Genomic DNA, 25,747 nt, shown 5'->3' on the forward strand with positions numbered 1-25,747 from the left:
ATGAGAAAAACAAGTCATAAATCACAGCGGATTAACGGGGAAGTTCAAAAAGAGCTTTCCAGGATTATCCGGATGGAGTTAAAGGATCCACGTATCAATCCCATGACATCGGTAACAGATGTCATGGTGACACAGGATCTGAAATATTGTAAGGCATATATCAGTGTATTAGGAGATGCAGAGTCTGGTGCAGAAACGTTAAAGGGTCTGGAGCAGGCGAGTGGATTTATTCGCCGCGAGCTGGCGCGTACAATCAATCTTCGAAATACACCGGAGCTTACGTTTGTGTTGGATACATCGATTGAGTACGGAAATTATATGTCCAAACGTATCGATGAGGTAATCAAAGAGGATCAGAGTAAGCAGAATGAAGAAGTGTGAGTTATTAAATCTAATTGAAGATGCAAAGACAATCGGAATATTCGGGCATATCCGCCCGGATGGCGATTGTGTTGGTTCATGCCTGGGGCTGTATAATTATATCCGGGATAATTATGACGCAGAGGTAACTGTTTACCTTGAGAAGATTCCAGATAAGTTTTCATTCTTAAAGGGAGCGGATGCAATCTGTCATGAACCGGAGTCCCGTGAGTTAGATCTTGCAATCTCTCTGGATTGTGGTGATCGTGACCGGCATGGAAGCTTCTATGAGCTTTTTGGCATGGCAAAGAAAAGTGCCTGCCTGGATCATCATAGCAGTAACCGGGGTTTTGGAGATTATTACTATTGTGATGCAGATGCTTCTTCTGCAAGTGAAGTGTTGTTTCGTCATATCGAACCGGATAAGATCTCGCTTGCATGTGCAGAGTGCCTGTATCTAGGAATCGTGCATGATACCGGTGTATTTAAATATGCAGCATGTACAAAGGATACGATGCAGGCAGCCGGTGAACTGCTTGCACATGGTGTGGACGCACAGAAGATTATTGATGACACCTTTTACAGAGTCAGCTATAAGCAGAATCTGTTGATGGGACAGGCAATGGTCAATGCAAAGCTGGCATTGTCCGGACAGGTTGTATACACCTTTGTGACAAAGGAAATGTTTGAGACCTTTGGCTGCGGAAAGGAAGAGACAGACGGGATTGTTGACCGCATTCGTGTGATCGATGGCGTAGAGGTGGCGATATTTGTATATCAGCTTGACAACGCAATGAAGGTCAGCCTGCGATCGATCCGTAAGGTCGATGTGAGCAGAATCGCAGTTGCCTATGGTGGTGGCGGACATATCCGTGCAGCCGGATTTGAAGTAACCGGCGATTTTGACACAGTGGTTGCAGATATTATAAAGAGGATAGAGGAACAGCTTTGATAGACGGGATTTTGAATGTATATAAAGAACAGGATTTTACCTCGTTTGATGTAGTGGCAAAGCTTCGTGGAATCTTAAAACAGAAAAAAATCGGACATACCGGGACACTGGATCCAATGGCAGAAGGTGTCCTGTTGGTCTGTCTGGGGAAAGCAACGAAGCTGGTAGATCTTCTGACAGAAGGAGATAAATGTTACCGTGCGACAATGAAACTTGGCTACGAGACAGATACGGAGGATGTGACAGGTGAGAAAACTGCGGAGAGCAATACGGCAGTGATGGCACAGCTGACACAGACGGAGATAGAAGCTGCAATTATGTCTTTTGTTGGCAAATATAATCAGATACCACCGATGTATTCGGCAATCAAAAAAGATGGAAAAAAATTATACGAATACGCCAGAGCCGGGATTGAAATCAAGCGGGAAGCAAGACAGGTAGAAATCTATAAAATTTGTGATATTACAAGAGAGTCCGCTGATACTTACAGCTTTGATGTATATTGCTCCAAGGGAACATATATCCGGTCGTTGTGCCGGGATATCGGGAGAAAACTTTCCTGCTTCGCTGTGTTGTCCGGCTTGCTTAGAAAAGAAGTGCATGGATTTTCCGTGACAGATGCACTGACGTTACAGGAGATAGAAGAATGTCAGATAAATGGATGCTTGCAGGAAGCAATCCTGCCGGTAGATGCACTTTTACAGCAATATCCGGCATATGAAATTACCGAACAGGCAGAAAATTTTCTGAAAAATGGAAATAAATTATCCCCCCGGTTTTTCAAAAATTTAGGCGAAAAACGGGATTTGCGGATCCGAGTGTATTATGCAGGCGAATTTACAGCCCTGTATGATTACAAAGAGGAAGAACAGGTATACAAACCATTTAAAATGTTTTTATGAGGAAACCAACGTGAAGAAACTAGCATACAATGACGTGAATATAGCAGATACCGTTGTAGCACTTGGAAAGTTTGAGGGCTTGCATAAGGGACATATGCTCCTCATCAACAAAGTGTTACAGCTGTCTCATGAGACAGGAAAGCAGTCGGTCGTTTTCTCGATTGATATGCCGGGAACGAAGCGGATTTATACGATTCCGGAGCGGGACCGCCTGTTGGAGGAATTCGGTATTGACTGGAATGTTACATGTGAGTTTACGAATAAATTTGCATCGATGAAACCGGAAGCATTTATCAAAGATGTGTTAGTGGAGCGATTGCACCCGGAATATGTAGTAGTTGGAAATGATTTTCGGTTTGGCAGGAACAGGCAGGGAGACGTAGCTTTGTTACAGGAATATGGAGCCCTGTATGGATATGAAGTACTCGCGTTTGAGAAGCTACGTGAAAAAGGAACCGTGATCAGTTCTTCGTATATCCGGGAACAGATTGAGCAGGGGCAGATGGATACGGTTCGTGAATATATGGGACGCCCATACAGTATTTCTGGGATTGTTCAATATGGAAAGCAGCTCGGAGCAACGATTGGATTTCCAACTGCAAACCTGATCCCGACGGAGGAAAAACTTTTAGTTCCGAACGGTGTATATGAGACAGGGCTTATGATTGCCAATAAACGTTATCATGGGATTACGAATGTCGGAGATAATCCAACGGTCGATGATGATCATAAGATTAAAGTCGAGACACATGTCCTAGATTATGATGGAAATCTATACGGAACCTACTTGAAAATAGAATTTTTACGACAAATTCGAAAAGAAATTAAATTTGATAGCATTGAAGCCTTGAAAAATCAGATCAAATCGGATATACTAGAAATCGCGCACCAGTAGCTCAGTGGATAGAGCAATGGCCTCCGGAGCCATGTGCGGAGGTTCGATTCCTCTCTGGTGCATTTTTATATAGTTGTTCGAAGGAGGAGCTATGAGTAAGAAGGGTTCAAAAGAAAAGAAAGGCGTTTCGGGCTTATTACTTTTTTTAGGCTGGATGATTTTTGTTCTGCTTGCAGTTGTTTTTTATTTCTATTTCTTTTCAGATTTAGATTTGAAAATGTTTAACAAGGATAAAGCAACGCAGACAGATGCAACGCAGGAAGAACCGGCAGGTTTTTCTTATGAGACAAATGCTAATCTTGATATCAATTCTTTGATTATCGAATATTATGCAGCGTTAGCAGTATGTGATCAGAACAAACTGAAAAGCGTAGTGACTGATCCGAGTCAGTTTGATGATATGACGGTTTATCAGCAGCGGTCAGCTGTGATCAAGGCATATTCAAATGTTAACTGTTATACAATGCCGGGATATACAGAAGATGCAACACTGGTGTATGTGACAAGCAATTTAAGTCTTGCCAATATTACAAGTGTTCCACTTAATATCAATCGTTTTTATGTATTAAATACAGCAGATGGATATAAGATTGATAATTCAGCACTTTCGCAGGAAGTTACGAATTATATTGAGACACAGAGTCAATCAAATGATATTCAGAATCTGTACAGAGCAGTTCAGGATAATGTCAATAGCTGCATTGCAAATGATTCTGCATTTGCAGAGTTTTACAATACAATTAGTTCCGGACAATAAAAATAAGGGCTGTTGCTCGTCAACAGCCCTATTATTATATCCTTTCATCCTATAAGAAATCATCGGAGTCATCGTCTTCGTCATCTTCATCTGCTGCGCGCACATCAATGCCGCGTGGTGGAACAGGCGTCGAGAATACGATCTGGGTTTCCGTGTTTCCATATTTTTGGAGCTGGCCGATGAAGGTATCCAGTTCCAGGGTGCTTGGAAAGCATACCTTTATCAACATGGAATATGCGCCGGTAACGCAATTACATTCCAGTACATTCGGACAAGCCTGTATAAATGGATAGAATTCCGGTTTTCGTTTTGGATCGAGTGCCATGTTTATAAAGGCTGTAATATGATAGCCGAGAGACACTGGGGCAACACTCGCGTGATAGCCGGAAATGATTCCGCTTTTCTCTAATCGTTCAATACGGGCAGAGACAGCAGGAGAGGAAAGAAATACTTTACTTGCCAGATGCTTCAGTGGATATCTGGCGTTTTCCTGTAATAAGTGAAGAATTTTTTTATCAATATTATCCATAATATGCCTCCTTTACACTTTTTCTAAAATTTATAAAGCGATTATACAACTGCAAATACAAAAATGCAACAAAAAAATTAATTAAATTAAGAGGAAAACTATGTCTAACGAAATTCGATTAAATAAATACCTAAGTGAAGCCGGAATTTGCTCCCGAAGAGAAGCTGACCGGCTGATTGAAGCCGGGAAGGTAATGGTGGATGGAACGGTTGCAGATATTGGAACACGGGTTGGTGAGACTTCAGTTGTTACGTGCAATGGAAATCCAGTACGGCTGCGCAAAAAAAAGGTGATTTATGCGTATAATAAACCGATTGGACAGGTTTGCACGTCGAAAGAAGCAGACAAGGACAGCATCTTCCGGTATGTGGAGTTCCCAGAACGGGTAAACTATGTAGGACGACTCGATAAGGATTCAACCGGGCTTTTACTGCTTACGAACGACGGAGATCTGGCAAATGAGATCCAGCGATCCAGAAATAATCATGAAAAGGAATATCATGTGCGTGTCAATACTGATATTACCGAAGATTTTATTAAGAAGATGTCGGAAGGTGTTGAGATCTTGGATACAGTGACGAAGCCATGTAAAGTCAAAAAGACCGGAACGAGAAACTTTTCAATTATATTGACACAGGGATTGAACCGGCAGATACGGCGGATGTGCGATGCATTACATGTACGTGTCGTACATTTAAAGCGTGTGCGGATCATGAATGTACGGCTTGGAAATTTAAGACCGGGCGAGTTCCGCACACTGACGCGGGACGAAGAACAGGAGCTTCGGAGACTGGTGCAGAAGAAATCGTAACAGGAGAAGGAGAAAAACGATGGATGCAAAAACAGAGCGTATGAAAGAATTGGTGGAGCTGTTAAATCGGGCTTCCAAAGCATATTATCAGCAGGATACGGAGATTATGTCCAACCTGGAATATGATGCGTTATATGATGAATTGGTGGCATTAGAGCAGGAGACCGGACTGATCTTATCGAAGAGTCCGACACAGCATGTCGGGTATGCGGTGATCAGTGAGCTGCCAAAGGAACGGCATCCGGCACCGATGCTATCATTGGACAAAACGAAGAGCGTCGAGGATCTGGCTGCATGGCTCGGAGATAAAACCGGTGTTATGTCGTGGAAGATGGATGGACTGACGGTCGTACTTACCTATGAGAATGGTGTGTTAGTAAAAGCGGTTACACGTGGAAATGGTGAAATCGGTGAGGTCATCACGAACAATGCGAAAGTATTTGCAAATCTGCCGAATCAGATCGCGTATAAAAATCCACTTACGATCCGTGGGGAAGCAGTTATTACCTATACGGATTTTGAACGTATCAACGCGACAATTCCAGACATTGACAGCAAATACAAGAATCCAAGAAACTTATGCTCCGGCAGTGTACGCCAGCTCAATAATCAGATCACAGCCGAGAGGAATGTTCATTTCTTTGCGTTTAACATGCTCGATACCGGAGTTGCGGAGATTGACGCAACGATGAATTCAAAGTTTGATTTCCTGACGTCTCTTGGATTTGAGGTTGTGGAGCATGTCGATGTCACAGCGGCAACGATGCAGGAGAAGGTCACATATTTTGCAGAGAAGATCGAGACCAATGATTTCCCGTCCGATGGACTGGTGCTTTCTTTCGATGATGTCGAATACGGCAAAAGTCTTGGACGGACAGCGAAGTTCCCGCGGGATTCGATTGCGTTTAAATGGGCAGATGAGGAAGCGGAGACAACGCTTCGGCATATCGAGTGGAGTCCATCCCGTACCGGACTGATCAATCCGGTTGCAGTCTTTGATGCCGTATCACTGGAGGGGACATCTGTGAGCCGTGCCAGTGTACACAATGTCAGCATTGTGAAGCAGTTACAGCTTGGAATCGGTGATACGATCAAGGTTTACAAGGCGAATATGATCATCCCACAGATCAGTGAGAATCTGACCAAATCCGGCACACTTGAAATCCCGGACACTTGTCCGGCGTGTGGCGGTAAGACAGAGATACGAGAGGAAAATCAGGCGCAGACACTTGTCTGTCCAAATCCGGCATGCCCGGCAAAAGCAATCAAGCTGTTCACGCATTTTGTATCAAGAAATGCAATGAACATTGACGGCCTATCCGAGGCGACACTACAGAAGTTCTTAGACTGTGGATTTATAGAGGAGCTGTATGATATTTACCGGATCGACCGCTATGAGGCAGAGATTGTGAAATTAGAAGGCTTCGGGCAGAAGTCTTATGACAATATGATGGAGAGCATTGCGGCAAGTCGTACGACACAGCTTGCACGTGTCCTGTATGGACTTGGCATCCTGAACGTCGGTACTGCTATGGCGAAATCTATCTGCAAATATTTCAAAGATGACGTGGAAGCAATCATTCATGCAGATGCAGCGCAGTTTGCCGAGATTGAGAAAATCGGCGATGTGATCGCGGAGGGGATTGTGGCTTATTTTGCAGATCCGAACAATATCCGGGTACTGCATGAGATTTTAAAGGAAGTGACACTTGTCGTCGAGGAGAATACTGCACCGCAGGATCTCGAGGGAAAGACATTTGTCATTACCGGTTCACTCAATCATTTTGCAAACCGGGATGAACTTAAAAAAGTGATCGAAGACCGCGGTGGAAAAGTAGCAGGCAGTGTCTCTTCGAAAACCGCATATTTGATCAATAACGATGTATTATCTTCCTCATCGAAGAATAAAAAGGCGAAATCATTGGGAATTCCGATTATTTCCGAGGATGATTTCTTGCAGTTATAAAAAATTCGTGGTATGCTTTAGCTTTAGAGAAGAAAAGAGGTTTTAGAGATGCCGATTAGAATAGACAACGATCTGCCAGTGAAGAAAGTACTGGAACAGGAAAATATATTTGTGATGGACGAACACCGTGCTATGACACAGGATATACGTCCACTTGACATTTTGATTTTAAATCTGATGCCGTTAAAGGAAGATACGGAGTTGCAGCTTCTGCGCAGCCTGTCAAACACACCACTGCAGGTAAATATCTCCTTTATCCGCACGATGTCCTATGAATCAAAACATGTATCCGAATCACATCTGGAGCGTTTTTACAGTGACTTTGAACATGTAAAGAACAGGAAATGGGATGGTCTGATCATTACCGGAGCACCGGTGGAGAATATGGAGTTTGAGGAAGTGGAGTACTGGGATGAACTGACTGCCATCATGGACTGGTCAGTTACGAATGTTACGTCCACACTGCATATCTGCTGGGGTGCACAGGCGGGACTTTACTATCGTTATGGTGTGAAAAAATACCAGCTTCCAGAGAAGTTTTCCGGTGTGTATAAGCATTATACGTTCCATAAACGGACACCACTGGTACGTGGATTTGATGATTCGTTCTTAGTTCCGCAGTCCCGTTATACCGGTGTGGATAAACAGGCAATCGTCGACAATCCACTTCTGGAGATCGTTGCTGAGTCTGATATTACCGGACCATATCTGATTATAGGAGAAGATGGCAAGAATATCTTCGTAACCGGACATCCGGAGTACGATACATTTACACTCGATCAGGAATATAAACGCGACATCAAGCGTGGCTTAAATCCGAATATTCCGGTTAATTATTATCCGGATAATGATCCGGAGCAGAAACCGATCAAGTCTTGGAGATGTCATGCGAATACACTTTATGCAAACTGGCTCAATTATTACGTATACCAGAGCACGCCTTACGATTGGACGAAAAAGGTTACGGGTTAAGGGATGCTAGCTTCGTGATCGTAAGTATGTTATGAAGCAGGTAGCCGCAGAACATACCGCATATGTATGCATGGATGCCGAAATGTGGCACAAAGAAGATGATACATAAGATTCGCACGCTGATGCCGAGAATATTGTAGATTAAGTTCTGCGTGGCATAACCGATCCCATTCATAACGCTGGAAAGCGTTGTGGATAGATAAATAAACGGACATAAAAATCCCATCAGCTGTAGCAGCGTTCCTGCTTTGGCACTTTCAAAGGCGAATGTACAGATTGGTTTTCCGAAGAGTATATACAGGATGCAGGCGAAGCTGCCAAGCATGATGCAGAAAAGAGCACTTGATACAAGTGCTTTTTTTATTGCTTCCGTATCGCGTTTCGCACACGCGTAAGAAATGGATGGAAGCAGCATCGTGGAAAGTGAGTTTGTGATCGTCGCCGGAAACAATAAAAACGGAATGACAATACCTGTGATGATGCCATACATTTCCATACTTGTATCGGCGTTGTTGTAATACTGAAAAAGAAATGTCGGAAGTATGATTGCTTCAAAACTGGAAAATAGCGTAAAAATCAGATTGTTGGAAGTAATCGGAATAATGTCCTTCAGCATTGGGATTATAAGGGACGATTTCTTCCCGGTTGATGGATGGGAATTTTTGCTTTGTAGTCTGCTGTTTTGACTCTTATTTTTGTGGAAGAGCATGTAACAGATGACTGCATAAAGTGTCGCCCCCATCTCGCCGATCACAACACCGAGAACTGCGGTTTTTGCATCGACATGCTCCTGCATGTAAGAGATTGCAAGAATATAGACCGAACCGATCCGGATAATCTGCTCGATCAACTGACAGCTTCCTGAGAAAACCGGCTTTTCATGTCCGATAAAAAATGCGTTGATACAGGCTTTGATTGCGACAAAAGGAACGGCCGGTGACAGAAGCTGCAACAGGATACGGCAGTCGGTATTTTTCAGAATATGGATGGCGATAAAATCGCAGCCATAGAAAAAGCTGACAGATACGAGCAGACTCAGTGTAAAGCTCAAAAGTCCACCGAGCCAAAGTACACGACGGGAATCGAAATCATTTTTCTTGCCAAGCAGATAAGATACATGTTTGGTGATGGTTGTAGCGATTCCCTGACAGCAAAAAGAAATGCCTAATATGTAAAGTGGAAATATAAGCTGATAAGTTCCGAGCTCCTTAACACCAATCAGCCTTGTCAGGAATATTCTATTATAAAAGCCGAGACATTTGGTCAGGATACCGGTTATGGTTAATACCAGGGTTCCTTTGATGATGGTTTGTTTTGACATGATGATCAATTCCTGCCAGAGTCTTGGTTTATTATATTGGATTGGGCGATGAAATATGACAATTTATATGGATCACGCAGCGACGACGAGCACCCATCCGGAAGTGATTCGTGCCATGCAGCCGTACTTTCACGATAAATTTGCGAACCCTTCCGGCATATACAGTATAGCAAAAGAAAATCGAAGAGACATAGAAAACTGCCGCCAGATGATTGCGGACACCCTGCATGCGAAAAAAAGTGAGATTTATTTCACGGCAGGTGGTTCGGAGGGCGATAACTGGGCGTTGAAGGAGATTGCAGACACATACGGGGAAAAGGGCCGGCATATCATCACAACGAAGCTGGAGCATCATGGAATCCTGCATACGTGTGAATACCTCGAAAAGCATGGGTTTGATGTCACATATCTGGATGTAGATGCGTATGGACGCGTGAACCCGGAACAGGCAGAGCAGGCAATCCGGAAGGATACGATTTTAATATCGGTGATGTTTGCGAACAATGAGGTCGGGACAATACAGCCGATTGGCGAGATCGGAGCAATTGCCAGACGGCATAATATATTATTTCATACAGATGCAGTGCAGGCGTATGGACAGATTCCAATCGATGTCGCATGTCTGCAGGTAGATCTGCTTACTGCGAGTGGACATAAATTCCGAGGTCCGAAGGGAACGGGATTTTTATATGTGCGGGAAGGGGTGAAAATGCAAAGTCTGATCCACGGCGGTGCACAGGAAAGGGGACTCCGGGCCGGAACGGAAAATGTACCGGGTATCGTCGGGCTTGCGACCGCCGCCTATATTGCGGATGCGGCAATGGAACAGCGGATGCGGTATGAGATGCAGATCCGTGATTATATGATTGACGAGCTGCTTACATCCATTCCATACAGCCGGTTGAATGGGCATCCGGAACAAAGGCTCCCAAACAACATCAATGTGTCCTTTCAGTTTGTAGATGGTGGGGCACTCTTGGTTATGCTGGATACACTTGGCATCTGCGCCTCCGGTGGATCGGCATGCACATCTGCATCAAAAGAACCATCCCATGTATTAAAAGCAATCGGGCTTTCCGATGAGCTGGCACGTGGTACGATACGGCTGACAATCGGGGAAGAAACAACAAAAAAGGATGCAGACTATGTAATTGCCTGCATCCGGGAACTCGTTGGTGGACTGCGGGAACAGTCACCTTTTTATGAGGATTACCAATCACATGTGCATGTACCGGATTAAGGAATCTTATGGAATTCCGGTTTACGTTTTTTAAATGTCGTATAGTAACGGAAACCGTGAGAGTGCAACAGATCTCTTGCGACATCAAAGCCGTAGCCGATATGCTCCGCGTGATGTGCATCGCTTCCGACGGTAATGATTTCTCCTCCGGCGTCCCTGTACATTTTCAGGATATCTGTATGAGGATGCGGGAAGGAGAGACCGCGGTATAGGCTTCCGGTATTGATCTCGATGCCCTGTCCGCGTGAGACAAGAATCTGAAATAACTCTTCAAAGATGTCTGCGTAATCCCGGATGTCAAACAGATCTGCCTTCGTTTTTCCGTAACGCACGATATAATCGAGATGCCCACATACATTGAAGTTATCGAATTCTTTCACACAAGTAAGCAGTGTCTCAAAATAATGCCGGTAGGCAGTCCGGTCATCTTTCCCTTCAAAATACTCCGGGTAGTATGGATCCATACCATCAACCACATGCAGGCTGCATATAATAAAATCAAGTTCCGAGTGTGTCTGCACAAATGTATTTAATTTTTTTGTTGTAGAAGGCATCACGCCAAGCTCAACACCCACGCGAAGATCAAATTCCGGGACAAGCTTCTCAGAAAGAGCGTGGTAAGTACGATAGTAGGAAGCCAGATCTAAATCAAAATCCATGTCCGGTTCTTCTGACCGGACCGGAAAATCCATGTCGTAATGATCTGTGACACAGAGGGCGGGCAGACCTTTTTCTTTTGCGGATGCGATCACTGCCTGCATCGGTTCGTCACAGTCACTGGAAAAATCAGTATGAAAATGATAATCGGGAAATATCATGGTTTTAATCCTCCTGTAAAATATAATGCATAAAATACTATGATTTCACGAAAGCTATGATTGCTAATTATAACGTATAATCTTATAAAATCCAATAAAATTGGAAAATCGCGCACTTTTTGAAAAAAATTACAAAAAATAGTCTTGAATTTTACTATAAAAGAAGTTATGATATTCGATGTAAGTTTTTAGATGAATTACTGCAGCCATGCAGTATTTAAATCTTAATAATTAAAACTTAGGAGGATTAAAAAATGGCAGTAAAAGTAGCAATTAATGGTTTTGGACGTATCGGACGTCTTGCATTCAGACAGATGTTTGACGCAGAAGGTTATGAAGTAGTTGCAATCAACGACTTGACAAAGCCTTCTATGCTTGCTCACCTTTTGAAGTACGATTCATCACAGGGTAAGTATCAGTATGCAGATCAGGTTTCTGCTGATGATGAAGCAGGTACAATCACAGTATGTGGTAAGACACTTAAGATCTATGCTGAGGCAGATGCTAAGAATCTTCCATGGGGAGAGCTTGATGTAGACGTTGTACTTGAGTGTACAGGTTTCTATGTATCAAAGGCTAAGTCACAGGCTCATATCGATGCAGGTGCTAAGAAGGTAGTTATTTCAGCTCCAGCTGGTAATGATCTTCCTACAATCGTATATAGCGTAAACGAGAACACACTTACAGCAGATGACAAGATCATCTCTGCAGCTTCTTGTACAACAAACTGTCTTGCACCTATGGCTAAGGCACTTAACGATTACGCTCCAATCCAGTCAGGTATTATGTCAACAATCCACGCTTACACAGGTGATCAGATGGTACTTGATGGACCACACAGAAAGGGCGACTTCAGACGTGCTCGTGCAGCAGCAGTTAATATCGTTCCTAACTCAACAGGTGCAGCTAAGGCTATCGGTCTTGTTATCCCAGAGCTTAACGGAAAGCTCATCGGTTCTGCACAGAGAGTTCCTGTACCTACAGGTTCTACAACAATCCTTACAGCAGTTGTTAAGGGTAAGGACGTAACTAAGGAAGGCATCAACGCTGCTATGAAGGCTGCAGCTTCTGAGTCTTATGGTTACAATGAGGAGCAGATCGTATCTTCAGATATCGTTGGTATGAGATATGGTTCACTCTTCGATGCTACACAGACAATGGTAGCTCAGATCGCTGATGATCTGTACGAGGTTCAGGTTGTTTCTTGGTATGATAACGAGAACTCATACACAAGCCAGATGGTTAGAACAATCAAGTACTTCGCTGAGTTGGCTTAATTTAGTCAGACTCTTTTAGAGAAGACCTACAAGGGTCCGGTCTTAATTGGACCGGACCCTTATTTTTATCATTTCAAAATTCAGGAGGATTTAATAATGTCATTAAATAAGAAATCCGTTGATGATATCAACGTAAAGGGACTTCGTGTTCTTTGCAGATGTGATTTTAACGTACCTTTGAAGAACGGTGAGATTACAGACGAGAATCGTCTGGTTGCAGCTCTTCCAACAATCAAGAAGCTGATTGCTGATGGCGGTAAGGTTATCCTTTGTTCACACCTTGGAAAGGTTAAGACAGAGGAAGACAAGCAGACAAAGACTCTTGCACCGGTTGCAAAGAGACTTTCTGAACTTCTTGGTCAGGAAGTAAAGTTTGTACCAAGCTTAGAGGTTGTTGATGATACAGTTCGCGCAGCTGTAGACGCTATGAAGGACGGCGAGGTTATCCTTCTTGAGAATACACGTTTCAGAGCAGAAGAGACAAAGAATGGAGAGGCTTTCTCTAAGGATCTTGCAAGCATCTGTGATGTATTCGTAAACGATGCATTCGGTACAGCACACAGAGCACACTGCTCAAACGTTGGTGTCGCTGCACTTGTTGATACAGCTGTTGTTGGATATCTGATGCAGAAGGAAATCGATTTCCTTGGAAACGCAGTTGAGAATCCGGTAAGACCTTTTGTTGCTATCCTTGGTGGTGCAAAGGTTGCTGATAAGCTGAATGTTATTTCAAATCTTCTTGAGAAGTGCGATACACTCATCATCGGTGGTGGTATGGCTTACACATTCTTAAAGGCTAAGGGATATGAGATCGGTAAGTCACTCGTTGACGAGACAAAGCTTGACTACTGTAAGGAAATGATGGAGAAGGCTGAGAAGCTTGGCAAGAAGCTTCTGCTTCCAGTAGACTCTGTTATGATCGATGATTTCCCGAACCCAATCGACGATCCTACAATCGCTACAACCATCTGTGATGCAGACAAGATGGATGCATCTAAGGAAGGTTGCGATATCGGACCTAAGACAATCGAACTTTACTCTGAGGCTGTTAAGACAGCTAAGACAGTTGTATGGAACGGACCTATGGGTGTATTCGAGAACCCGGTTCTTGCAACAGGTACAAAGGCAGTTGCAGCAGCACTTGCTGAGACAGATGCTACAACCATCATCGGTGGTGGTGATTCCGCAGCAGCAGTTAACCAGCTTGGCTATGGCGACAAGATGAGCCACATCTCAACAGGTGGTGGAGCTTCTCTTGAGTTCCTTGAAGGTAAGGAGCTGCCGGGTGTAGCAGCAGCAAATGATAAGTAATTTCCACAATCAATCTTGAACTGCATCGTTATCGGATTCTCGGCGTACGTCAGTACGCAGTCGAATCCGATGCCTTGCATTTCAAGTTTCTTGTGAAAATTAAAAATATACTATTTGTATTTTGGTGAATTATAGGAGATAAGAAAAATGGCAAGAAAAAGAATTATCGCAGGTAACTGGAAGATGAATATGACTCCATCAGAGGCTGTAAAGCTTGTTGAGGAGTTAAAGCCACTTGTAGTGAATGATGATGTAGACGTAGTTTACTGTGTACCAGCTATCGACATCGTTCCTGTTGTTGAGGCTGTTAAGGGAACAAACGTACAGGTTGGTGCTGAGAACTTCTACATTGAGGACAAGGGTGCTTACACAGGTGAGATCAGTGCACCAATGCTTGTAGATGCAGGCGTGAAGTATGTAATCATCGGTCATTCAGAGCGTCGTGAGTACTTCAAGGAAGATGATGCATTCCTGAACAAGAAGGTGAAGAAGGCAATCGCTTCCGGTCTTACACCAATCCTTTGCTGTGGTGAGACACTCGAGCAGAGAGAGATGGGCGTAACAATGGATTGGATCAGACTTCAGATTAAGTCTGACCTTGCAGGTGTTGCAGCAGATGATGTAAAGAACCTTGTAATCGCTTATGAGCCAATCTGGGCAATCGGTACAGGTAAAACAGCAACATCTGATCAGGCTGAGGAAGTATGTAAGGGTATCCGTGAACTCATCGCTGAGGTTTATGACACAGATACAGCAGAGGCAGTTCGTATTCAGTACGGCGGTTCTATGAACGCTGGCAATGCGAAGGAGCTTCTTGCAAAGCCAAACATCGATGGTGGTTTGATCGGTGGTGCTTCTCTGAAGGCTGAGTTCGGTCAGGTTGTAAATGCATAATAAGTATTGATATACTTTGGTATTGATGCATAAACAGACTGTCTGTTCACATATATGTGTGAGCAGGCAGTTTTTTTGTAAATGATTTGTAAATCCTATCATTTGGATGAGAAATCTGAGATTAGATGTGTTAAGATAAGAATATCTGGGAATCGAAATTCCTATTTTGTGGATAAGTAAGGGGAACAGATATGCAGAAGACAAGAATTTTAATCGTAGAAGATGAGACAGCAATCGCGAAAATGATTGCGATGAATCTTCGCGTGGCAAATTACGATGCGGTAATCTATGAAGATGGTGCAGAAGCGGCAAAGGGCTTAGAGCAGGATCATGCATACGATCTTGCGTTGTTAGATGTGATGGTTCCGGGCATGGATGGATTCACATTACTTCCAATTGTGCGGGAGTATGGAATTCCGGTTATCTTCCTGACAGCAAAGGATGATCTTGCGTCGAAGATCCAGGGCTTAAAAGGCGGTGCGGAAGATTATATTGTAAAGCCATTCGAAGTACTGGAGCTTCTGGTACGGATTGAGAAGGTGCTTGCCCGTACAAAGCCGGAAGAGCATACATTATCGGTGCTGAATCTGGAGATTGACTTCGAACAGCATACCGTCCGGCAGGATGGCAAAGAAGTATCACTAAAACCGATGGAATTCGAACTACTGGCTGTGCTTGCCAAAAACAAAAACCGCGCGATATCCAGAGAGAATCTGCTTCGCATGGTATGGGGTGTCGAATATGTGGGTGAGACACGTACCGTGGATGTGCATATCGGTCAGCTTCGGAAGAAACTGAATCTGGCAGATCATATTAAGACTGTATCAAAGCTCGGATACAGATTGGAGGAGTAAGTTGAAACTTCAAACATGGATTACATGGCTTTGCTGTACGGCAGTGTTTGTTGCGACACTTGTGGTTGATTTGTTTGTATGGAACGCGGAACATCGGAATATGCAAAAGGAAGCACAGACCAAAGCATTAAGTGAAACCTATAATCTGATCAATGCCTATGCAATGGAATTTAATATGAAAGATGGATCTTTACGATCAGAAGATCAGATTCTTGATTCTAGATTACAGTATTTTTTTAAAACATATCAGGATGAATATGCCATTTGTATGCGATTTGGAGAATCGAAGAATGGAGAGTATCGCGTCACACCGGAACATGCATATTTTGTGTATAATCATACGGTTTTTACAGCGGAGTATCTGTTGTCGCTGGAATTTCATCAATTCCAGAATTCGGGTTTTTTCTATACCGAAATCCAATATAATGGAGCAAAGTATTTGATTTATTATTATTCAACATCTGGATATATAAATCTCTACCATGTTACCAGTATTAAGTATGTTGGCCAAAGAATGCAGAATCTGGCTATTTATATGGCAATCATCACATTTTTTGTACTCCTTGTAATGGCGGGGATTATATCTGTGATTCTTAAGCACAGCCTTCGGTCTTTGAAGGAGTTGAATGAGACAGCATCTGATATTGCAAAGGGAAATTATGATAAACGTGTGAATGTCAGAGGAAAAAATGAGATTGCGGCACTTGGCACAACATTTAACCAGATGGCGGAAGCTGTCGAGACACGTACAAAGTCATTGGAGGAATCGGAACGGCAGAAGACGCTTTTCATGGGGAATCTGACACATGAGCTGAAAACTCCGCTTGCGGCAATCTCCGGGTATGCGCAGACCTTGCTTACCGTGCGGCTGGATGAGGCGGATGAAGCTGAGGCACTTGGCTATATCGACGAGGAATGCAAGCGGCTTGAACGTTTGTCGAAGAAGATGCTGCGCCTGTTGGAACTTGATACGGAGCAGAAGCTGGAATTGCATGAGATTCCGGTCAGACAGCTCTTTGAACGGACGGGGCGTTTGTGCCGGAAGCTACTAGAGACAAAAGGTGTCACGATTCAGTTTGAGGAACACGGTGAGTGTTTCCTGGTGGAGGAAGATCTGATGACCGAAGTGCTTGTGAATCTCGTGGATAACGCCAATAAGGCAAGCAAGCAGGGAGATACGATCCGGTTGATTGCGAATGATCATCAGATTCTGGTGCAGGATACAGGATGTGGAATTCCGGAAGAGGAGCAAAAGAAGATTTTGGAGCCTTTTTATATGATTGACAAATCGCGCAGCCGGAAGAACGGCGGTGCCGGGCTGGGACTGGCGCTTACGGCATTAATCCTGAAACGGCATGATGTGACATTGGCAATCGAGAGTGAGGAAGGAAAAGGCACGACAATGATTTTGAATTTTCCGGTAGGCTAGTTCGGGTGAGATGGCGACAATATTTTGATATGTCGTACTTGTTGATATGTATGAGCATAATTCTAATATATGATATTGGTAATTGGTTGAATAAATGGCATATTGGGAGGGTTCCTCCGGATATGCCATTTTTTATGAATTTACAATTTGTTTAAATAATGATGAATACTCGATGTGGTATGAAGTGTTAACATAACATCAACATACAGAGAAACATATTTATCATGCTTAAAAGCCAGATAAATATCATTAAAAACCAAAACTAAAATTATGCAGAAAGGAATAACAACCATGAGAAAATATAAACGTATTGCAAGTATCTTCGTTGCAGCCACACTTACCGCATCATTATTTGCGGGGTGCCAGAAGAGTCCGGAGAAAGAAATCGTATCGAATAAAGACATGGATAATATGATCGAGCAGGCACAGGATACGCAGTCGTCAACAACCGAGGTTGCGGAGGTTGCCAAGGATTATGATACCTATCAGACTGATATCAAGGATGACAGCCTGCATGTGACAGTCCATGCGGACGCACAGGTAGATATCCCGGATACGAGTCAGTTGTCAATCTTCCGTGTACAGCAGATGCAGTTTGATCAGGCGTTTCTCGATCAGGTACGGACTACTTTATTTGGAGAGCAGACATTGTATGACGGAACCTGCTTGAGTCAGTTGACAAAAGCGGATTATGAGTCCGAGATTCAGGCCGGAAAAGATTACATTGCGGAAATTCAAAACAATAACTTATATTCGGATGATGATAAAGAGGTTATGATACAGGAGCGGCAGTCTAACATTGATGAATGTCAGGCAAAGTATGAGACTGCACCAGAAGCAATCAACTATACCGGCAGTCCATCGGATAATCAGATTCACAGTATTTCAGAGCTTGTATCAAACAATCCATCCAATGAATATTATTCATGGCAGAGTGAATTTGATGGTGCAAATGCCAGTATCTTTTACGGAATCAACGATGCTTCCAATGGTTCATATCAGTCACTGTATCTGCAGAACAATGAGAACTATGGAAATCTGATCCGATATCGAAGCTCAAAACTTGGATATATTAATGTTGGTTCCTCTGTTATGAGTGGTGGAAATTACTCAGATGCAGTACCGGAAGAATATAAGTTTGCAATGGAGGAAGCACACTGGGTATGGCCGGCAGATGAGGATATGCCGATTGACAAAATCAGCGAAGAAAGCGGTATGGCAAAAGAGGATTTCATCGAGAATACGAAAGATGTGACAACGATTTCCGAAGCGGATGCCAGACAGAAGGCAGAAGATCTGTTGCAGTCTTTAGGGATGCATGATTTTACATATTATAGCGGTGGACTTGTCACGGAAGTGACAGAGTATAACAAAATTGAAGCCCTGCGTCAGAGCCTTGGTGGAGCTCCATATCGAACAGTCTATGCTTTCCGGTATCAGCGATGTATCGATGGTGTTTTCGTAAACAACGACGGTGGAAGCAAGATCGTTGATGAATGGCAGGGAGATACTTATAACAAAAAATTATGGTCGACCGAAGATGTAGTAGTCTTCGTAGATGACGATGGCATCGTTGGATTTGATTATCTTGTTCCACTGGAAGTTACCGATACGGTTGTAGAAAAATCAACATTGAAGAACTTTGATGAGGTCAAGGATATCTTTGAACAGATGGCAATTACAATGAATGCGGTGAATTCGGAAGAGGCAAGTGACGGAAATGTAACGATTGATATTGATTCTGTGAAGCTTCGCTATACAAGAATCAGCGAGAAAGACAGCTTTGATACCGGACTTTTGGTTCCGGTCTGGGATTTTATCGGAACAAAAACAGACCAATATGGATATGAGGTTCAAAACGCAGTTATTATGTCCATCAATGCGATTGATGGTTCGGTGATTGACCGGAATCTGGGGTATTAAATGAACAGTTTTGAGACAGACGTGAAACGAGCGATAATTTCAAAAGGATTTCTAGCAGGATTTGTGTTAGAGCTTCTTATCTTCTGGAAGGTAGGCGGTGACTCGGAGTTGTTCCGGGTGACCGTTCCTGTCATATCCACGTTTCCGTATGCAACCGCATGGCTTGCCGATTATCAGAGCGGGTATATCAAGGCGTATCTGCCAAGATGTGGAAGAACATCCTATATCTGTGGCAAGTTCCTTGCATGTGGGATTGCGGGCGGATTGGTTGAGATGCTTCCATGCCTGCTATATCTGCGCTTTGCCAAGAACGCTGCAGCATTAAATCCGTTGCTTATTTTCTTCTCGGCGATGGTGTGGGCACTGCTTTCCGCGACACTTGCGGCAATCTCGAATAGCCGGTATATCGCGTATGGCGGAAGCTTCGTCATCTATTATATTCTGGTAATCCTGCATGACCGGTATTTCGAGGATATCTACTGTCTGTATCCATACGAGTGGATCCAGTTTCAGCATACTTGGCTCTTCGATGAGCAGGGCATAGTGATCCTGCTTAGCAGTCTGTCGGTTCTGCTGTTTTTGATCTATTACAATACAGTAAGGAGGTGCATCGAACGTGTATAAACTAAGACAGATCCTGCTTACCGCGTTTGCAAATTTCAGAAGATGGAAGAAGAATCCACAGATCATACTTGCGTTTTGCCTCGCATTTATCGTAAGCTTCCTGCTTTCCGACAAGGTGCTTGTATTCGCGAAGGAACATGACACGATCCTGCAGATGGCAGAGCCGTTCATCTGGACATTCGGTGATGCACAGTCGGTGCTGATCATCTCGTTACTCTTGCTTTTATTATTCGCAGATATGCCGAACCTTGGAAATGATGTGCCGCTTTTTCTGGTGCGGATAGACCGGAAAGTGTGGGTGCTTGGACAGATCCTGTATCTGATCCTTGCAACGTTTTTGTTCCTTTGTTTTATCCTGCTTTCTACCTGTATCTTGGCAAGCAGTCAGGCATTTGTGGCAAATATGTGGAGCGATACAGCGGCAGTGCTTGGGTATTCGAACATCGGTTATGAGCTGAATGTGCCATCGTTCGTGAAGGTGATGGAGTTGAATTTCCCATATCAGGTGATGTTCCACATATTTGGACTGATGCTTGGGTATTCGATCGTGATGGCGGGAATCATATTATTTTTCAATATGGTGAAAGACAACGGCGGCATGATCGCAGGTATCATCTATTCGGGATTCGGGTTTCTGCTTACACCGGATACACTGTCGGATATTCTGCATATCCCGGCGGTGCAGTCACGGTATGCAAACATCATATTCGGCTGGATATCACCGCTCAACCATGCGACGTATTACATGCATAGCTTCGGCTATGATAATCTGCCGAAACTATGGGTATCGTATGTGTTTTTTGCAGGGGTGGCACTTTTGATTTTTATAATGTGTCTGCTCCGGATCCGCAGGTATACGTTCCAGTTTACAGGAACACAGTTACGATAATTACATTATGTAAATTAAATGAATGAATAACCAAGAATCAGAATGTGAGGAAATGAGGTCTCTAGATAGATGGAAGAAACCAGAAATGAAAACGGACAAGAAAATAGCATTGAAAAAGTGCACGAACGCAAACAGGGAATCGTCGTGGAACATGTCTACAAATCCTTCGGGAAAGAGCATGTGTTAGTCGATGTGAATCTGGAGATTCCACCGGGGAAGATCTACGGCGTGGTTGGAAATAACGGAAGCGGAAAAACTGTGCTGATGAAATGCATCTGCGGATTTATGCATCCGGACAAGGGGCAGATCCATGTCGGGGGCAGCCGTGTCGGGAAGGAATGTGATTTCCCGGACAAGCTCGGTGTGATCATCGAGACACCGGGATTTCTGCCGGCGTTAAGTGGATATAAGAACCTGAAGATTTTAGCGGATCTGAAAGGCAGGATTGGGAAAAATGAGATTATCGAGACATTACAGCGCGTCGGCTTAAATCCTAAGATGAAAAAGCCGGTTTCGAAATATTCGCTTGGTATGCGGCAGAGACTTGGTATCGCACAGGCGATCATGGAGAACCCGGACGTGCTGATCTTAGACGAGCCATTTAACGGGCTTGACAAAGCGGGTGTCGCGGAGATGCGACAGCTCTTATTATCCATAAAAGAAAGTGGAAAGGCAATTATGCTGGCAAGCCATAATGCACAGGATATCGAGATGCTGTGTGATTATGTACATGAAATGGAGGACTGGAAATGAAACGAAAGCATATAGCGAGGAAAATATTTGCGATGGCAATCGCGGCAACGATGTGTATGGGATTATCTCCGGCAGGAAATGTTCTTGCCGCACAATCATGCAATACAAATATAACTGTATATAACAGCGAAGCCTGGAATGTGTCATGTTACAGTATGCAGGATCATCCATGTAACTCTATGCATCCATCCGCAAATGGACAGGATCTTACGTCCACACAGGAACCGGCAAATACGCAGGCACCTGCAACGACACAGGCAGACGGCAAATCTGACAGCAAAACACAGACAGACGACAAATCAGATACTGATACGCAGACAGATGCAATGACTTTAAAAATTGATGATGCAAATCAGTATGATGGCATGGAGAAGCCATACAAAGATGGCTATGTACCGATCAATGCCAACGGCTCGGTTCGCATTGTATTTCCGATACTCAGTGAAGGAGAACTTCGGGGGAACACATTACGGGCGGCGCTTGATCTGGGCGATGCGCAGACAGCACCGTTCGTATTTAAAAACTACGAGAAGGATATCCGGTTGCAGACCGTCAAGGTAAATGCCAATACCCAAGAGGTTTCCGCTTACGTGGCAGATTTCACCGTAGAATTAAAGGGAAAGCGGACAAATGGCTCTTATCCGGTGATCTTGAAGGTCACAGCGAAGGATACAAAGGGCAATGCGGTGGAGCAGGAATTTACCACGTATGTGACGATCAGTGATGGCATCGATCCGGACGCAACGACAGAAGCTGTGGTAGAGCCGGTAGCTGAAGATCTTCCGACTTTTGCACCGAAGGTTATGGTAAAATCCTATAAATATTCAAAATCAGAGATTCAACCGGGGGATGAAGTAAAAGCAGATATCATCCTGCTCAACACAAGCAAAGAAAATACAGTGAAGAACATGACTATTGCAGTGACTGCTGATACGGAGAGCTTTACCCTGCTCAGCCAGTCCGACAGTGTCTATATCGAGAAACTTGCTCCACAGGAGGAGACAACGATCACATTTTCTTACCGGATCAACGCGAAGACCGCTGCAGGACAATACGATTTAGGACTCGCCATGGACTATGCGGATGGCGATGGAAATACATATTCCACTTCTGGCAAGGCGAAGATCACGGTGCAGCAGTCTTCCGAGATGCAGTTTGACGAACTCAGCTTTCCAAGTGAGGTAGTCGTGGCGGATGTTGTGGAAGCCAAAGTGCAGGCGATGAACTTAGGTAGAAGTAAGATCTATAATGTACGGGCCGAGATCGTGGCAGATGGATTAAAGCCACAGGGAACGATTTTCATCGGAGATATGGAGGCTGGAACCGCAGCAACCGGAAGTACGCAGGTATCCGTCAGCTCACTGTCCGGAAGTAAGCTGTATGGAAATACCGAAGGCACGGTCACCTATTATTATGAGGATGAAAGCGGAAAGGAATATACGGAGGAAGTGACGTTTACCACGACAATCAAATCCCCATTTTCGGACCAGAAGGAAGAGACAACACCGGACAATACGAACCAGTGGTGGGTAATCATGGCGGTTGTGATTGGCTGTATCGCAGTTGCCGCAGGTGTGATCATTGTACGGAAGATACACCTTAAGAAGCAAGATGAGGAAGATACGGAATAAATTTTCCGGAGAAATCAGTGTGGAGCAATTAGACAGATTATGAAGATACGAGAGTTTCTGCGCCTGCGCCGACAGCAGGATGCAGTGAAGATTATAATTTTATATGTAATCGCAATCGGAGTCTGCTGTGGATTCCTGATCCGGGATGGCTTGCGCTATGCGCAGATCACCCGGACGAAAGAGGAATTCAAACTGATTGGAAATGATCAGGTGCTTACAGACAGCAAGGTACAGCGGGTGCGCGAGATCGAGGGCGTCACAGATGTAAGCTATGATGTGAATGATTCCGTCACGGTGTCATATCAGGCGAACACGACATCCTTCGAGGCGGAGCTCTTAAGTGAGGCATATATACAGGAGGTCTATGGTATCGCACAGGAAGGTTCAACAACGACCTATTATGCGAACACTGCCGCGTATAAGCAAATCTGTCAGAGTCTGTCACAGAATATCGCGCCGATTCAGGCGGACGAACTTACTGTGGCGTATACTTCTTCGACAGAACAAAGTCAGAATACAAACCAGCCGACAGATAATAGCAGCGGTGCATCACAGGCAGGAGGCAGCCGTACCGCGCGGATCGTACAAGCGGATATCGGTGGGGACACACCATTTATCTGTGCGATTGGAGATCCGGTTACACTTAAAGCCTCCGGGAATCTGCGCATCCGGATTGCCAGGCAGGATCAAAGCAAGAAGGTATTGACACTTGCCGGGAATCTGTCCTTCTCGAACGATAACGCACTGGAGATCTATCAGACGCAGGCGAAGCTCGACCAGTTATTTATCCGGGTCAAATTCGAGTTACTGCTGATGCTGGTATGTCTGGTGGCGGTCGTGGCGATGAGAAAGTATGCGGTGCGGCCACTTGAAAAATAGTACCATTTTAGATTCGATAGTATGAACCCCTTTTTGTCAGATATTTTGGTAAAGAGGGGATTTTTTCTCGCTTTCTTCCCTTTCATAATGTATAATGATAGAAAAAAAGAGGGGAAATCAATCTACATGAATCAAAAACTAAAAGTCGTAATATTCATATTGCTCTTTATCATCGTCTTTCTGCTCGGTATGCTGCTTGGTATGCAGATACAGGGAAAATGGGATAAGTCAGAAACCAACAAGTCTGCATCCGGTTCGGCAGACGCTCAGACGGATGAGGTGACAGGCGGAAATTCAGGCAATCAGAATGATACCTCAACCAATGCTTCTGCTACGAACGATACTTCGGATGACTCTGTGAACGAGACAGCAGCCACCAATCACGTGTCTGTAGACCGGGATGTCGACTATGGCGCAATGGACGTGCCGGAACCAACGACGGATGACTGGCTGTTTACCGATGGCAACAAGATTGTGGATGCAGATGGCAATGAAGTATGGCTGACCGGCATCAACTGGTTTGGCTACAATACGGGGACGAACACATTTGACGGGTTATGGGCTTCCGACCTGAATCAGTCGATTCAGGAGATTGCAAACCACGGATTCAATGTGATTCGTGTGCCATTTTCTGCAGAGCTGATCTTACAGTGGGCAAGCGGCGAATATCCGGATGCGAATTTCAATCAGGCAACCAATGATTATCTCGTTGGGATGGACAGCCTGCAGATCTTCGAGTATGTGATTGGGCAATGCCGGGCGAATGGGCTGAAGCTGATTATTGATATCCATTGCGCAGAGACGAATGCGAGCGGGCATATGGTGAATCTCTGGTACACGGACCGGATATCCACGGATGATTATCTGTATGCACTTTCGTGGATGGCTGACCGCTACAAGAACGATGATACGATCATCGCCTACGACCTGAAGAATGAACCGCATGGAAAGCCGAACGAAGGCGACGGTGCGGCAATCTGGAACGATTCGAAGGCTGAGAACAACTGGAAATACACGGCGGAGCGTGCTGCAAATGCTGTGCTGTCGAAGAATCCGAATGTACTCGTGCTTGTGGAAGGAACGGAAATCTATCCGGTTGATATCAAGAAGAACGGCGATTATGCATCGACGAATGAGGATGATTATTATTTCAACTGGTGGGGCGGAAACCTGCGCGGTGTCGCAGATTACCCGGTTGACCTAGGCAAATATCAGAACAAACTTGTGTATTCGCCGCACGATTATGGTCCGACCGTATATGAACAGCCTTGGTTTCAGGGCAGTTATACCTACGACAGCCTGATGAAAGACTGCTGGCAGGATAACTGGTTTTATATCCATGAGGATAATATCGCGCCGCTTCTGATCGGTGAGTGGGGCGGATTTATGACGGAACCGAACATCACCTGGATGACCTATATGCGCGAACTCATACAGAAGAATAAACTGAATCATACCTTCTGGTGCTTCAATGCGAACTCCGGAGATACCGGTGGCATGGTCTTAGATGATTTCACGACATGGGATGAGGAGAAGTATGCATTTGTCAAGGACGTCCTATGGAATAACGGCGGGAAGTTCATCGGACTTGACCATGCAATCCCACTTGGAATCAACGGAATCAGCTTAGGAGAGTATTACAAATAACATATACACACACAAATATATGATAATTTCATGTCGATAAAATCTTGAAAAAAAGCACATAACTGTATATAATCAAACAGGAATTGCAAAGAAAATTATATAATATAAAGGAG

At 44.2% G+C, this 25,747-nt stretch carries 24 protein-coding genes and 1 tRNA gene; 22 read left to right on the plus strand and 3 right to left on the minus strand.

What is annotated here, in order from left to right; genetic code table 11:
- From rbfA to ACZQK9_RS10815, 6 genes are all read left to right on the plus strand, one after another.
- Positions 1–381 (plus strand): 30S ribosome-binding factor RbfA, encoded by a 381-nt coding sequence (rbfA, locus tag ACZQK9_RS10790; protein ID WP_178017344.1) that lies wholly within the window; start codon positions 1–3, stop codon positions 379–381.
- Positions 368–1,312 carry a DHH family phosphoesterase gene (locus ACZQK9_RS10795; RefSeq protein WP_483270561.1) on the plus strand — a complete coding sequence of 315 codons (945 nt, stop codon included), beginning with the start codon at positions 368–370 and terminating at the stop codon, positions 1,310–1,312. Before rbfA ends, ACZQK9_RS10795 begins: the two co-directional genes overlap by 14 nt.
- Complete coding sequence (truB, locus tag ACZQK9_RS10800) at positions 1,309–2,214, plus strand: tRNA pseudouridine(55) synthase TruB (RefSeq protein WP_483270562.1); 906 nt, start codon at positions 1,309–1,311, stop codon at positions 2,212–2,214. The genes ACZQK9_RS10795 and truB overlap by 4 nt, the downstream gene beginning before the upstream one ends.
- 10 nt (positions 2,215–2,224) lie before the next feature.
- Positions 2,225–3,109, plus strand: coding sequence for a bifunctional riboflavin kinase/FAD synthetase (locus ACZQK9_RS10805; RefSeq protein WP_483270563.1), 885 nt, complete (start codon positions 2,225–2,227; stop codon positions 3,107–3,109).
- A tRNA-Arg gene (locus ACZQK9_RS10810) sits at positions 3,100–3,171 on the plus strand. The genes ACZQK9_RS10805 and ACZQK9_RS10810 overlap by 10 nt, the downstream gene beginning before the upstream one ends.
- Positions 3,172–3,200: 29 nt before the next feature.
- Positions 3,201–3,866 carry a hypothetical protein gene (locus ACZQK9_RS10815; protein WP_178017340.1) on the plus strand — a complete coding sequence of 222 codons (666 nt, stop codon included), beginning with the start codon at positions 3,201–3,203 and terminating at the stop codon, positions 3,864–3,866.
- 49 nt (positions 3,867–3,915) lie between these two features.
- On the opposite strand, the gene ACZQK9_RS10820 is transcribed toward ACZQK9_RS10815, so the two are convergent.
- Positions 3,916–4,395: an Lrp/AsnC family transcriptional regulator gene (locus ACZQK9_RS10820; RefSeq protein ID WP_483270564.1), complete on the minus strand. Its 480-nt coding sequence runs from the start codon at positions 4,393–4,395 to the stop codon at positions 3,916–3,918.
- A 100-nt stretch (positions 4,396–4,495) separates the two neighbouring features.
- Between ACZQK9_RS10820 and ACZQK9_RS10825 the strand changes: the two genes are divergently transcribed.
- Genes ACZQK9_RS10825 through metA form a run of 3 tightly spaced genes read left to right on the plus strand, consistent with a single transcriptional unit; the run spans position 4,496 to position 8,144 of the window.
- A complete protein-coding gene (locus tag ACZQK9_RS10825; RefSeq protein WP_178017338.1) occupies positions 4,496–5,206 on the plus strand; it encodes a pseudouridine synthase in 711 nt (236 codons plus the stop codon).
- Between the two features lie 19 nt (positions 5,207–5,225).
- Positions 5,226–7,172, plus strand: coding sequence for an NAD-dependent DNA ligase LigA (gene ligA / locus ACZQK9_RS10830; protein ID WP_483270565.1), 1,947 nt, complete (start codon positions 5,226–5,228; stop codon positions 7,170–7,172).
- Positions 7,173–7,220: 48 nt separating this feature from the next.
- Positions 7,221–8,144 (plus strand): homoserine O-acetyltransferase MetA, encoded by a 924-nt coding sequence (gene metA / locus ACZQK9_RS10835; protein WP_178017336.1) that lies wholly within the window; start codon positions 7,221–7,223, stop codon positions 8,142–8,144.
- On the opposite strand, the gene ACZQK9_RS10840 is transcribed toward metA, so the two are convergent.
- Positions 8,134–9,465, minus strand: a complete 1,332-nt coding sequence (locus tag ACZQK9_RS10840; protein WP_483270566.1) for an oligosaccharide flippase family protein — start codon at positions 9,463–9,465, stop codon at positions 8,134–8,136. The genes metA and ACZQK9_RS10840 overlap by 11 nt on opposite strands.
- 55 nt (positions 9,466–9,520) lie before the next feature.
- Between ACZQK9_RS10840 and ACZQK9_RS10845 the strand changes: the two genes are divergently transcribed.
- Positions 9,521–10,705: a cysteine desulfurase family protein gene (locus ACZQK9_RS10845; protein ID WP_483270567.1), complete on the plus strand. Its 1,185-nt coding sequence runs from the start codon at positions 9,521–9,523 to the stop codon at positions 10,703–10,705.
- On the opposite strand, the gene ACZQK9_RS10850 is transcribed toward ACZQK9_RS10845, so the two are convergent.
- Positions 10,702–11,523: a histidinol-phosphatase HisJ family protein gene (locus ACZQK9_RS10850; RefSeq protein WP_483270568.1), complete on the minus strand. Its 822-nt coding sequence runs from the start codon at positions 11,521–11,523 to the stop codon at positions 10,702–10,704. The two genes, ACZQK9_RS10845 and ACZQK9_RS10850, sit on opposite strands and share 4 nt — an antisense overlap.
- Before the next feature lie 254 nt (positions 11,524–11,777).
- Here ACZQK9_RS10850 and gap point away from each other — a divergent pair, with 254 nt between their 5' ends.
- From gap to ACZQK9_RS10910, 12 genes are all read left to right on the plus strand, one after another.
- Positions 11,778–12,800: a type I glyceraldehyde-3-phosphate dehydrogenase gene (gene gap, locus ACZQK9_RS10855; RefSeq protein ID WP_021985420.1), complete on the plus strand. Its 1,023-nt coding sequence runs from the start codon at positions 11,778–11,780 to the stop codon at positions 12,798–12,800.
- A gap of 96 nt (positions 12,801–12,896) precedes the next feature.
- The gene (locus ACZQK9_RS10860; protein ID WP_238299076.1) at positions 12,897–14,111 is read left to right on the plus strand and encodes a phosphoglycerate kinase; all 1,215 of its coding nucleotides are present in this window, start codon (positions 12,897–12,899) and stop codon (positions 14,109–14,111) included.
- A 147-nt stretch (positions 14,112–14,258) separates the two neighbouring features.
- Entirely contained in the window at positions 14,259–15,005 is a 747-nt protein-coding gene (gene tpiA / locus ACZQK9_RS10865) for a triose-phosphate isomerase (protein ID WP_021985422.1), read from the plus strand.
- Between the two features lie 191 nt (positions 15,006–15,196).
- Positions 15,197–15,859: a response regulator transcription factor gene (locus ACZQK9_RS10870; RefSeq protein ID WP_483270569.1), complete on the plus strand. Its 663-nt coding sequence runs from the start codon at positions 15,197–15,199 to the stop codon at positions 15,857–15,859.
- Between the two features lies 1 nt (position 15,860).
- Positions 15,861–17,288, plus strand: a complete 1,428-nt coding sequence (locus tag ACZQK9_RS10875; protein WP_483270570.1) for a sensor histidine kinase — start codon at positions 15,861–15,863, stop codon at positions 17,286–17,288.
- 291 nt (positions 17,289–17,579) lie between these two features.
- Positions 17,580–19,211 (plus strand): DUF6034 family protein, encoded by a 1,632-nt coding sequence (locus ACZQK9_RS10880; RefSeq protein WP_483270571.1) that lies wholly within the window; start codon positions 17,580–17,582, stop codon positions 19,209–19,211.
- Complete coding sequence (locus ACZQK9_RS10885) at positions 19,212–19,835, plus strand: hypothetical protein (RefSeq protein ID WP_483270572.1); 624 nt, start codon at positions 19,212–19,214, stop codon at positions 19,833–19,835.
- On the plus strand, positions 19,828–20,724 hold the full coding sequence (locus ACZQK9_RS10890; protein WP_216507153.1) for a hypothetical protein: 897 nt from the start codon (positions 19,828–19,830) through the stop codon (positions 20,722–20,724). Before ACZQK9_RS10885 ends, ACZQK9_RS10890 begins: the two co-directional genes overlap by 8 nt.
- A 69-nt stretch (positions 20,725–20,793) precedes the next feature.
- Positions 20,794–21,477, plus strand: coding sequence for an ABC transporter ATP-binding protein (locus ACZQK9_RS10895; RefSeq protein WP_483270573.1), 684 nt, complete (start codon positions 20,794–20,796; stop codon positions 21,475–21,477).
- Entirely contained in the window at positions 21,474–23,108 is a 1,635-nt protein-coding gene (locus ACZQK9_RS10900; RefSeq protein ID WP_483270574.1) for a COG1361 S-layer family protein, read from the plus strand. Before ACZQK9_RS10895 ends, ACZQK9_RS10900 begins: the two co-directional genes overlap by 4 nt.
- A 39-nt stretch (positions 23,109–23,147) precedes the next feature.
- Positions 23,148–23,987, plus strand: coding sequence for a hypothetical protein (locus ACZQK9_RS10905; RefSeq protein ID WP_483270575.1), 840 nt, complete (start codon positions 23,148–23,150; stop codon positions 23,985–23,987).
- 126 nt (positions 23,988–24,113) lie between these two features.
- The gene (locus tag ACZQK9_RS10910) at positions 24,114–25,634 is read left to right on the plus strand and encodes a glycoside hydrolase family 5 protein (RefSeq protein ID WP_483270576.1); all 1,521 of its coding nucleotides are present in this window, start codon (positions 24,114–24,116) and stop codon (positions 25,632–25,634) included.
- Positions 25,635–25,747 lie beyond the last annotated feature (113 nt).

The sequence above is a fragment of the Wujia sp. genome (genome assembly GCF_056872695.1).